Raw genomic sequence first — 12,949 nt, forward strand, 5'->3', positions numbered from 1 at the left:
TGGTTTCATAGATATGTTCCGGCAGGCGAATTTATGACCGCTCCTTCCGTGCACGATGGCCCATGGCCGTCAGCCATTCTTGAAATCGAGTTTTCCGTTCTTGACGGTAATGATTCTCGGCTTGCCAGCGTTGTTCCACAGCTTCTGGGTGGTGACCGCGTAGGAAGCGTCTTTGGTCATGATGACAACGGTCTTATTCAATTTCTTGAACAGACTGACGTCGATCGTCACTTCGACGGATGAGGCTCCGGTACCGGTGAAATCCATGACAATGTCACTCCCCGAGCCGTTCAAGATGGACTGTACAAGCGACTGGTCACGCAAATCCACGGAGACTGCGCCTTTGTTCGCGGTGAAGTGCACGGGAACGCCGCTAATGTCCACCACGTCCGGCGGCGTGATTGGCGGGGCTGCTGCCAAGACCAGCTTGCCCATGCCCACGCCCTTCGAGCCTGTGGCGATACCGTCGTAGACTGCGAGATAGCCTCTGTTGCTGCCGTCCGAATCGTTGAGTACCAGCGCGATGTCGTACAGGCTGCTTGCATCGATCGTACTGCTGTCTAGTCCGAGATAAGCCCACTTGATGGCGATCTCGTAGGTGGTGGTTCCTGCGCTATCGTCCCTTACGATCTGCGTCGTCGCCATATCCGCAGGAATGGCGCTATTGCCCGTCAACGTGCCGTCGGCACCCCAATTCCATTGCTGGACGCCTTGGGCAGGATTGAGCGCGAAGCCCATCTCGCGATAGCCTGCCGAACCTCTGACCGCAAGCTGAACGCCATCGCCTTGCCAGATGTTGCCGCCCGTTTGATTCTGATTCAAGTCAGGCGTCTTGGCCGTTACGGCAAGATACAGATTGTCCTTGTCCCAGGCCAGTTGGCCTGAAACGGCAACGGAAGGCCTCATGCCGCTGGAAGTGCCATCATTGAAGGAGATCGGTTGAGCGGCTCCCCAAACAGGATCATCCTCCAAATTGCCGTCGATCGTTACCGGCGTTGTCGCCTGAACGGCGGTAAGCGCGCCTAATTTGACGCTGGCTGATCCGGATCCGCCATCGCCGGTCGTGAAATCGGCCGTGAAGGTGGAGCCGATTCCCGCGACAGCAGCCGCATCTACCGCAAAGGTCAATACTTGTTGATTTCCTGGGGCAACGGTATACTGTTTTGTCGTTCCTGCCAAAGTGACGGTGCCCGTTTGGGCCTCTCCGGAAGAGGCCGTATTCGTCAACGTGGCTTGAATTTGCCATTGGCTGCCGGCTGCATCGTACACCGGCGCGAGGCTCAGGTCCACCGTGTACTTAGGACGATCGTATACCCTGACATAATCGACTTGCATTTCGTCATAAGTGAAATCGGCTGGCAGCGCGCCGCCGGCTTTCTCGATCGAGAGCATGAGATGCAGCGGGTTCTGATTGATGCCGCTGAAGCTGCCCGTGCCGTATCCTTGGTCGAGCAAGCCGCCGTCTACTTTCCACATGGCTTTGCCGTCAATGTAGAAGGTATAGCCGGAAGGCGTCCATTGCAAACCGAGTTTATGGAAGTTGCCGTCATAAATATTGGAAACGTAGTCCTTATACGAGAAGTTCGTGCCGGCTGCCGCGTGGGCGCCGCCATAACCGTTCCAGTGCAACGAGCTGTCGGAGACGCCGTCCGCATTGCCGATCGTTTCAAGAATATCGATTTCCGTGCCGTCCAAGCCATCGTTTTGTTCGATCAGTACCGACGGTTCATACAGCCAGAACGCGCCCCAAGTATTGGCAACCTGCGGGAATTTAACGCTGGATTCGTAGTAACCGTAGGCATTCTCGAAATTGACGACGCTGCGATCATCCAGAGCGGTCTGTACCGCGCCGGCCGAGAGAAAGTTGGGATCGGCAGCTAAGCCATATTCGGTCCCCTGCTGCGGATCGCGCTTCATGCCCAATGCCAGATGGCCGTCTTCGACTTTAATCAGGCTGTTATCCCAAGCGCTTCCTCCTGCGCGCACTTCTTCGACGCTTGGCACCCACTTGGCCGTATCCAGCGAAGTACCGTCGAATTCGTCGTCGAACAATAAACCTTGATTCTCGTTAAATGTCGCTGCCATGCTGCCCGTAGACGCATAGGTGATCTTGACCACTAAATTGTCGCCATCTTCGCCGATGTCGGTGTTTGTCACGCCAACTGTAGGCAGGCCTAAGAGATTAGCCGTATCGAAGCCAGCGAATGTCGTATTGGGCTGGATGGGCTGCAAGGTAACGGTGGCTGTATAAACCGTATTCGTATTGAACGTACTAGTAATAAGCGGATCCCAAGTGATGGTTTCCGCAGCTACGCCTTTGCCGCCGTCTCTATACGCCCATGCATCCGAGACGCCGTTGTTGTAGAGGTAGTGATAGCGGCTGGTCGGGAAGACGCCGGCTTGCGGAACTTTGATCGCTCCGACGGTAACTTGATCGGTGATCGGCTTCTTGCCGCCGCTGCCGCCTGTACCGCCATCGCCTGTCTTCAAGAGCGTGATCGTGAAATTCTCTAGCTTGACGTTGAGATTTTCCGCTTTCCAGCTCACGCCTCCGGAGAGCAGCTTTGTATTGTTGGTATCGGTGTAAGAGAAGATCCGAGTACCGTCTGCATATCCGGTGATGGTGCTGCCGATCACATCAAATTCATAGTGAATCGGGGTATCCGTATACGCCGGCTGCGGATTAATGCCGGTTAAGGCGCCGCCGTCATTATATCGAACAGCACCGTTGCCATAAAGGTTCATTCCCCAGTTGGCGATATAAGCCCAGTAATAATCTTTCGGATTGCGATTAGCATCCGGGCTGCTATTCCTGAATTGCAATTTGAAATCGTTCCAGCCCGCCGGAATCAAGTCGAAATCCGAAATATCGAATGCTACTTTGTAGTCCATCCAGGTGGAATCGCCATAGGAAGCCGACTGTCCGTTCGCCACCGAATAATCGGTCGGACCGACGGTTACGGCGCCTTCGGAATCCAAGCTGGTGATGGTGAAATTGCGAAGGGTAAGCGCGATATTCTCTGCCGTCCAGCTAACGCCGCCGGATAACAATGCTCCTGCGCTGTCGTCCGTGTAGGAGAATATCTGCGTACCGTTCGCATGACCGGTGATCGTGCTGCCGATCACGTCGAACTCATAGTGGATGGGCGTATCCGCATAGACCGGTTGAGGACTGACAGCGGTAATGGGGCTGCCGTTGTTGTATTTTACGGAACCGTTGCCATACAGATTCATCCCCCAGTTCGCGATGTAAGCCCAATAATAATTATCATCATTGTTTCTGAACTGCAGTTTGAAATCATGCCAGTCGCCGGAAGTATCTGCGAAATCAGCGATATCAAACTCTACCTTGTAGTCCGCCCAGCTGGCATCGCCATATGAATGCGTATCCCATGCGTTTACGTTAAAGTCGGTCGGACCGGCCAGTACTGTCCCGCCGCTGGCTGTTCCGGCAGTAGCCGCCGGACTGTCGGCCATTACATTGTCGTCGGCGAAAACGCCTGTCGCGGAGCCGAACAACATCGTCAGAATCGCGACAATCGTTGATAACGCTTTCAATTTAACCTTTTTCATCTTCATTTCAACTGTTAACCTCCTTAAATATTCGTGCTTTCGCTCTTCACCCAAGGATCCAGTTTCATAATCGTCCGATGGCTCCACCTCCAAGGCGCGAATTGAAGACTACTTGAACGTAATTCGTCGGATGCAGCGGACTATCCTCCCCATTCGCAAGGAAAGGCCGCCGATTGATCGGCAGTCTTATAGGTCAATTATAAATTCCGGACTGTATGACAATATCGCAAACTTGGATCTGCGGCATTCAACCTTTGAAACTATCCCGCCATCGGAGAAGCCTCTTCTCCAATAATCGCACGAACGAATCGGTGGCCGTATGGAGGCTGATAGATGCTACAACAGATCGCCGGACTTCGCCAAATCCACGAACGTTGATCCGATGGCACACGGCGTCGGCAGCAGGTTCTTCGAGATCAGATCCAGATTCCCGGCGATTTGCCAGCCGATCAGTACGACGACGGGCAGGATCAATCCGCAAGTAGCAGCTCCAATTCATTCCATATGCAAGAAGAAGCCAGGGGCAGCCCCCTGGCTTCTTCTTGCATTTCTTCGTGTTCTTCAAGTGTTCCTTAATGTCTTCCTTAATGTCTTCCTTAATGTCTTCCTTAATGTCTTCCTTAATGTCTTCCTTAAGGTGTTCCTTTTCGTGTTCCTTAAGGTAATTGCGTATAAATGCGATACAAGATCGTCGCTGCTTCCGCGCGAGTCAGGCTGCCCTTCGGATTCAAGGTGTCGTCCCCGTTTCCTTGAAGCAAACCGACGCTAAGCATATAGGCCACGCCATCTCTTGCATAAGCGGCTATCTTCGCACCGTCCTTGAATGCGTCGATTGCCTTGGCCTGCACGAGCGGCAGCTTGCCAGGGATACGATCAAGTGCACGCTTCAGAATGACGGCCATATCTTCTCTGCTGATCTGCGTTTCCGGCAAGAACTTATTCCCGCCGACGCCTTCAACGATGCCAAGCGCGCGGGCGATGCCAAGCTCTTGGTAATAAGGCGAGCTTGTCGGCACGTCGGCGAAGCTGTCCTTGAATGCGGCATCCAGCTCAAGAAGCCTGATCAACTGGGCGAGGAATTCTCCTCTGCTGATGGCAGTCTTCGGATTGAAGGCCGTTGCCGACGTCCCCTCCACGATGCCTCTGGCTGCCAACGCTTCGATTTCCTTGGCTGCCCACGCTACATAGTTCAAGTCGCTGAACTTTGGCGCTGCGTATACGACCGCATACTGGCTAAAGTGCGAGGCTTGGAACACGAGCTGCCCCGTTGCGCTGTCATATCTGCCGTTAGCAACCGGCGTTGCGCTGCCATTACCGTCGACGTACCAGACTACAAGCTGTTCGGCATGCTGCTTCTCCGAGTCTGTCGGCGTATACGGCACGCTGATCGTAACCGGCGCTTCGCTGTTGTTCCAAGCGATTACCTTGTCGTCCATCATGACCGACAGATCCAATGCCGGATGATTGCCGATCTCGTCGATAAGCCGTTGACTCCATCCGCTCTTATCCGCTTGGCGCACGACGATGGTTATCGTCTGTCCGGCGCCCTGCAATTGAGCCTCGTTCAGCATCGCGCTCGACACGACAACCGAGCCTAACGGCGTTTCGATCACGATCGATCTGCTTGCGTCCCCTTTGAACCAAGAGGCAGGAATACCTAATGCATAGCCTTGCGCATGTTCAATACCGGCTACGCTTACTTTGATCCGCGCAGACTTGCCAGCCGCCAATGCAAAAGCATCGTCAAGCTCGGTCTGGGACAAGGCGGTTTGCGCAAGATTGGAAGAACCTTTCAACGTAGGCGTCGAGCTCACCGTGACGTTTCCATCGCTATCTACATCTGTTGTCGTAGTTGGCGGCAACGAAACGTTCCCTGGATTGCTCGGCGTTACGGGCACGGCAGTATACTTCGCCGTAACGGTCATATCCGACGTTACATTCGTGAAGTCTTCGCTCCATCCCGCGAATTTGTATCCTTTCCGCGTCGGCTGCGTCGGCGCGGTTGCATGCTCCCCGCGCTTCACCGTTTCCGACTTCAGGATCGTTCCATCCCAGTCCTTGAACGTGACGGTATACGACGCGACGGAGATATCATCGATACTGCTCAACAGCTCCGTCTTCGCCTCGCCGTCTGCCATAATAGTGACAAAGTTGCGGGCCATAGCGATATCCGCCGCGGACTTAGACGCGACCGCTTTCGCAACGGAAGTTCTTGCCGAGGCTTCAAGCAATTCATTGTATCCGCCAGCGCCGAACAGATACAAATCCGTAAATAACGTTGAGTTCTTTAATTGCCCGCTCTCGACTTCGAACGTGCCTCTGCCGCCGTCGGATTCATTCGAGCCGTCCGATTCGTTAAGCATGACCGCTACGCCGATTCTTCCGTTCGCGAGCTTCGAAGCAGGATCTTTGAGCAGCGTGTTAAACGGGATTTTCAAATCGTAAATCGTCGTTTTGGACGCTTCGTCCCGCGTAATATGGGCCGCGATATCCGTTATCGGAGCCGTCGGCGCATTGGCTCCCGATGGACGACTCCACGCATAGGTGATCTCGTCGCCGTCATTGTTGAGAGCGAATCCAAGCTCGTTGCGAGTCGAACTGTCGGATGCAGGATTGTTTAAATCAATGCCCAGCTGCAAATTATCTTCTTTCCATATGTTGCCGCCGGTTTGGCTGTTGAAGTGCACGTCGTCGGTGACAACAATGTACGCATATAAGTTGCTGTCGTCCCAAGCGAAACGCGATGCTGCGCTGAGGTCTTGCGGGCCGTCCCAAGATCCCATCGTCACATTGGTTTTGGAATCCATCTCGAACGTCGGAGTTACAGCGCTCTTGGCCGGATTATCCGCACCCGCCGAGCTTGCTTTCTCCGCATACGCTTCATCCAAATTAGCAGTATAGGTGTAGACATGGCCATCGTCAAGACGAAGCTCGAAGGCGAGCAAGCCTGCGACATAATCCGGTATATCCACGGTTACCGCTTCACCGGCCGCAAGCGAGTTAAACTTGATCGGAGTGAACCCCTCCGCGTAAGCCGTAGGAGCAACAAGCGTCAGATACCCAGGCGAGGAAGTTTTTCCTCCGACATTATACTTAAAGCTGAATTGCTGTCCGGTACCATCCTGTTTAAGTCCGAATACGAACGGTTCCGCCAACAAATCCGATCCGTAAATGCCGTACGGGTTGCTGGCCGGGGTGCTGTTCCTCAAACCGGATGCGTAATAATTGTTGCTAAGCTCGATCGACGTGCCGCCTTCTCGAAGCTTGGCATACACATTATTGTTCTGGCCGTTCTTGGTCGGCTGGAAGTAAGAGGAATATACATGCGCTTGACCGCCGAATACGTCGATACCCGGATTGTTGCCGGGAAGCTGCGTGAAGTTGGCTTGCTGGAAGCGTACGATCCCGTTATTGACCAGTGCTCCCGCAAGGCTCGGGCTTCCCCAGAACGCGCTGTTGTAAAGGACCAGCTCCGCTTTAGGGTCGATTTTGGCGGTATTCGCCGCATCGCCCATTTTGACATACGCTCTGTCCGGCTCCGTCGCGATGTTCGTATTCACCAATTCCGAATTGATCGCGATGATTTTGGTGTTCTCGTCCGCGTCTTCGACGTACAACGAGTACGCGCATCCGTCCGAGCCGTGGCCGATGATCGTCAGTTTGCCAGGATAGGCGAATTGGCCGTTCCCCAAGTCTCTCTTCAGGAAGTGTATGCCGTATACCGAACCGTACACGAAGTTGTTGAAGATCGTCTCGTCTTCCACATCGGAGAACTTGAGCGCGCTGAGGTATCTTTGCACGAATCCGTACACGTCGCCGGAAGGCGCCGTATAGCCTTGACCTCCTGGAAGTCTCAAGGAATAATGCGGATTAAGCTGCATGTTTCGGATGAATCCGCCTTCCGAGCCTCCGCCGACCCAGATGCCGGCTCTCAAGAGCGTACCGCCTAAATAATCCACGTAATGCCCGTCGGTTTTATAAGAAGCGAGATCGATGCCTTTATCCCCGATCGGAATCGTTAAGTTGATTGCATATACGCCTGCTCCCTGTCCCTGCACCAAGAACGGCGTTTTTAGCGTTTGATCAGGGTTATCCAGGCTAACGCTGGTTAGATTCGCCTGCGTAATGTTAATTCCTCTAAGACCTGCATGTGCCTTAAGCTGAATCAGCGAGGGGCCGTTCTCTCCCTGATCGCCGCCGGCGTAGGTTGTGAATATCGCCGTGCCGCCGCCTGCCGTATGGTGCTGAACATCCCATGTTCCTCGCAGTTCAACGCCTTCGGGAACGATGACCGGATGATCCAGCCGATATCTTCCCCCAGGCAAATATACAGTGCCGCCGTCATGCTTGGCTTTCACCTCGTTAAGCGCGTCCTGCAATTCAGCGGAGATGTCCACGGTCGGCGCGTCGGCCGTTAACGAGCGCGGGAGGTCGACTCTAAGCACTGCGTTTGATGCCGGCCTCGGTTGTACCTCAATATCCGTTTTGACGTTCTTCGGAATCGGTTCGAACAGATAACCCGCATCGTTTACGATTTGCACCGCGGTTTTGGTACTGTCAGCCTTAACGTCAAGCTTAAGGTTCTTGATGTGATCGGCAAGGTTGGCGCTCTTGATGTCAAGGTTATAACCGGAGTTTACCGATTTGAACGTTCCGAAATTAGCTCCGAGAGCCGCATGTTTGTCAGCTTGTTTGAAGTTGCTCTGGCTGACCAAGGCAGTGCCTCGGTTCAGGAAGTTCAGCGCGTAATTGCCATATTGGTCGAACGTGCTGTCCTCGAAGGAGATGACTCCGCCTCTGGCGTTGCTTACGATCGGGCCTTTGAAGTCAACGCCGTTGAATTGAACGGAAGTTTCGAACCGCTCGTTGAAATAAACGGCCGTGTCGCCTCCGAATTCCGAATTCGAGATCAGCAAGCCAAAACCGTTGGCGTTATCGATATAGAGCCCGGTTTGACTGTCTTTGATATTCAATCCGTAGAACTGGGCATTCGGAGATTCGTCGCCGCCCGGTTCCCTTCCGACCCACATCCCCGTCTTATACCCGGTAACGTTGAGCCCGGATACGTATTCCCAGTCTGAACGGTGCATCATGAATCCGATCGCGTTCGCTCTCGTGTATGCTCTCGTATCCGCAAGGGAAGGGGCGCCGTCAAGTCCGGAATTCGCCCAGTATTTCGGGTCCATGTCCACGTTCTCGATCCGTCCGATATCCGTGCAGGTGTGCACCACGATGCCCTTGTAGAGCGCCGTCATCTTGCTGTTCAGCACGTAATGCATTTCGCTCGGCAGGGAAATGAAGCCCGCCCAAGCATTCACCAGCGTAACGTTATCGAGCGTTGCGCTGTTTCCTGTTCGCTGGAAGAACGTCCATGGATACGGAATGCCCTTGATGGTTTCCGTTTCCCCTGTCTTCTGGCCGTCTTCGTTCCTCACTTCCACTTCGGTCTCGGCAGTAAGATCCTGCTCGGGATACCAGACGGAAAGGTTGGATACGCCCGTGCCCTGCTCCATGTCGATGAACCGATCGGACACGTTGGCGACTTTCTTGCCGCCCGTCTGATTCTCTCTCTCGTCGGAGTCCACGTACGTGTCGTAATTGGCGCTGCCCTTGCCGGCATACACGGCGAGAATGGTTCCGTCGATTTTACCATCGTAACCGGCCGCATCCGGGTTATCCCATTCGCCGCGGAGCTGTACGCCTGCCCGCAAATTCAAAACTTGTTTATAGTCGTAGTTCGTATTGCCGGTCGTGCTCTTAACGCTTACGGTGCCGGTGGTTTCGGTACGGAACGCATACGTTCCCGCCGGAACATAGACGACGCCTCCGCCGTCATTGTACGCCGCGTTGATCGCCGCTTGGAAAGCTTCTCGGTTATCGAATGCATCCAAGCCTTCCGCTTTGGCCGTCGCTTCCGATTTCGCGCCGTAAGCCAGTACGTTAAAGTCGGAGATTGCCCAATCCTTCGCGTCGTTCGCCTGAACGATCGCCGTTCTCGTGTAGCTTTCGTAATCGTATCTGTCCGGAACGGTCAGCTCAAAGGTTTTCGTCCGGGTTACGGGAGCGGCAGCCGGGCCTCTAGTTACCGTTGCCGTAAGCGTGACAGGACCGCCGTCGTCCGGACGGTTGGTCGGGATCAGGCCAGCAGCGTTAATGAGGGCCCCGTTGGATGTCTTCCATGCAATGTCCGTCATGTTCTCGCCCATCGACGGAAGAACTAAGTTCGTCGACACATTGTCCGCGGAAACGTTGACGCCTTTGATCGAATCCCATGTCAGTTTGGTAATCATGTTATTTACGGCATCCTCGTCGGTACCGGCACCCGTTCCGCGAACGACGATCGTAAATGGTTTCACGACCGGCGCAGCCGCCGCCCTGCTTATGGTCGCCGTGAGCGTCACGGTCGCGTTGGCTGCCGGACGCACGACTGCGCCGGTGTCGTGATCGATGACCGCGTCATTGGAAGATGTCCAGGCGATGCCGGTTCCCGTCGAACCTGTCTTCGCGAGCGTCAAGTCGGTTTCAACCAGATCTTGCCTGGTATTCGCGCCCTTGATCGCGTCCCAAGTCAGTGCGTCCGCAGCAAGCTGAACGGCTTCCGCATCCGTCGGAGGCACTTCGGTGATTCGGATGCTCTTAATGATGGCTCCGGCTGTGGCGAATCGGAAGTGCGCGCCTTGATTTTGCGCGCCGATCGCGAAATTAGCTCCGTTCAGCACAACCTTCGAGGTCACCCAATTGTTCCCGCTCCCTGCCGCCGGGAGGCTGGCCGACCGATAGGCGTCGTACCCGGAGAAGGTGCCGGGATAGATCGTGTTATAGTGCAAGGCAATACCGCCGGCTGCGCTAGGCCGCCAGTATTCGACCGCTAATTCGACCTTGTTAACGTGCTTAAGTCGAGGGTCGTTTACAATGACGTACATGAAGTCGCCGACCTTCACGGCGCCGGTACCGTTCTGAGTCACGCTCTGCACCGGACTGCTGTCGCCGCTCAGGCTGACGTCCAGACCGTCGCCTACCAGTTTGGCATTGTCGCCGGATAGCGCGAACGTGTCGGGATCGTTGAAGTCGACGAACACTTCGGCAAGCTCTTTCGATGAATTGGCCACGGTCAAGCTGAAAGGGACTTGAACCGGTGTTTCGCTGCCCTTGGTTATCGTCGCCGTAAGCGTTACGGCTTTGTCCTCGTCGGGATCGCGAGTGACGCTGCCCGTTGCGGGATCAATGATGCCTGCCGGTGCAGCCGACCATGCGATAGCCGTACCGTTCGCGCCCGTTGCCGGAAGCGTCAACGCCGTTCTGACTTCGGATTGGTTCGTATTCGCATTCTTGATCGTATCCCATGTCAGGCGGGCTGCAGCGTCCGCAATGGCTTGGGAGTCGGTGAGATGCTCCAATTTGACTCTCGTATGCGTTCCTGCGAACGGATATTGCGTATCTTGAGCCGTGCGCGCGAACGCATAATAGGTGCTGCCCGCAGGTTTCGCAAACGTCGCGGCATAAACGCCCGCATCGAGCGTACCCGTCTTCCAGTCGCCGTCTGCAGGCGTGCTGCCGGTGGCGTTGATCGCGAACTGCACGGCTTGGCCGTTCGCCGGCGCTGCTGACGATACCGTTATGTCGTCGGTCGTCTCGACCGCTGCGGGAATCGGCCTTGGCGATTCCGCGGTGCTCTGGAAGCGCGGGTTCTTAATATAGATGTCGCCTTGGGGAACGGCCGGCCATTGCATTTGCAATCTCGCTGCCTGTACCGTGTCCAAGTTTACGGGATTGAAGCCATTCGGAGAATTGGCTGCCGATAACTGCGCGTATACAGTCGTCCATCCGTTAACGGAGCCATTCTTGATTTCATTCACATTCAGATTAAGACGCGAATTGGTGTCCACATTGTTGCCGCCAGCGGCCATCGCAATCCAGTTATTGCCGTTTAAGTTCAAGAGATCGGCACTCGTGACATACATATCGAATACAAAAAACTGATTCGCGTATGCCAGTAAATTCTGGTCGCCGCTGCTATTGATGAAGCGGCCATCCCACATCCGTTCAGCGCCTGCGCCGATCCGTCCGGCGCCCAGCTTGAATGCCGTATTTCCGTCCGGCGCCGTAGCGTTCGTCCCCTCGTTCGCATTAGGGAAATACGTCGCAGCCTTTGCGTTGACCTCCGCGTTCACGGCTTTTACCGTCAACGTAAAGGTTTTCGCAGCGCTTGCAGCTCCCTTCGTGATTGTCGCCGTGAGTACGACGGTTTTGTCTACGCCGCTATTAGATAACGTATTTACGCTGCCGCTGTTGCTAATTGCCGCGTTGTCCGAAGACCAGGCTACGTTAGTCGTGCCGATCGAGGCCGGAAGACTAAGCTGCGATTTCACGTCGTTTTCCGAAGCGTTATTCCCTTTAATGGTATCCCATGTCAGAGATGCCGCAGCCCCGTCCACCAATGTTTGCTCGTCAATGGACGTAACGGTAGTTCTTGCAGACGCACCGCTGAAGTTATAGGTACCGTCCGCTTTCGCGCGCGCGAATACATAGTAGGTGTCTGCTGCGGGCAATTCGGCATATGAATACGAATATCCGTTACCGTCTTGACCTTGAACGCCGTCCACCCAACCGGATTCGGGAGCGGTCCCGCCTTCGCTTATTGCGAATTCCACGGCTTGCCCGTTAGCCGGCGCATTCGCCGTTACAGTCCTTGTGCTTACGTCAAGCGCGGGAACCGTCGACGAAGACAAGTTCGTGCCTAACGCGCTTTTTTGAAAACGCGGGTTCTTGATGAGCACGTCGGTCTTAGGGACGCTCGTATCCCATTGCAGATGCATCGCCAGTCTGGTTACTTGGTCCAGCCAGGCGTCATTGAAGTTCCCGGCCACGGCGCTGGACGACGATAATTTCGCATAGACCGTTGCCCATGTGCCCACGGCGGCATTCGCGACCCCGCTTACATCCAGCTGGAGACGGGAATCGGTGTTGAACTTGTCGCCGGCGGGATTACTGTCGCTTACGACGACGAGCCAGTTATTCCCTTGCATGAGTTTGAAGCTCGCATTGGGCACGTACATCTCGAAAGCGAAGTAGCCGTTTCTATAATCTGATAAGTTGCCGGAAGTCGCCACGCTCGGCGTAAAGAGGTTATCCCAGGGTCCTCCGTTCTTGGAGGTTCCGGTGTTCAAGCTCCACGCTTTCTGTCCGTCCGGCGTATCGGCGTAGGTCGCCGTATTGCCGTCCGCGCCCGCGTTTACGGTCAATGAAAATACGTCCGGGATATCCGCGCTTTCCGCTCGGATGAACCTGCTCGGAGTAAACAACGCAAGCAACATTGCTGACACAAGTAATGATGCTAATAATCGACGTCTTTTTATCAACATACTTTCCTCCCGTA

General features: G+C 54.8%; 3 protein-coding genes. All 3 read right to left on the reverse strand.

The annotated features are described in order from the left end of the window. Positions 1–69: 69 nt before the first annotated feature. The 3 genes from GZH47_RS00865 to GZH47_RS00875 all read right to left on the reverse strand — a co-directional run bounded on the left by GZH47_RS00865 (position 70) and on the right by GZH47_RS00875 (position 12,815). Positions 70–3,579, reverse strand: a complete 3,510-nt coding sequence (locus GZH47_RS00865) for a family 16 glycosylhydrolase (protein WP_162638095.1) — start codon at positions 3,577–3,579, stop codon at positions 70–72. 330 nt (positions 3,580–3,909) lie between these two features. Then, a complete protein-coding gene (locus tag GZH47_RS00870; RefSeq protein ID WP_162638096.1) occupies positions 3,910–4,047 on the reverse strand; it encodes a hypothetical protein in 138 nt (45 codons plus the stop codon). 182 nt (positions 4,048–4,229) lie between these two features. Next, entirely contained in the window at positions 4,230–12,815 is an 8,586-nt protein-coding gene (locus tag GZH47_RS00875) for an immunoglobulin-like domain-containing protein (RefSeq protein ID WP_162638097.1), read from the reverse strand. Positions 12,816–12,949: the final 134 nt, after the last annotated feature.

It is taken from the genome of Paenibacillus rhizovicinus (genome assembly GCF_010365285.1).
GTDB lineage: Bacteria > Bacillota > Bacilli > Paenibacillales > Paenibacillaceae > Paenibacillus_Z > Paenibacillus_Z rhizovicinus.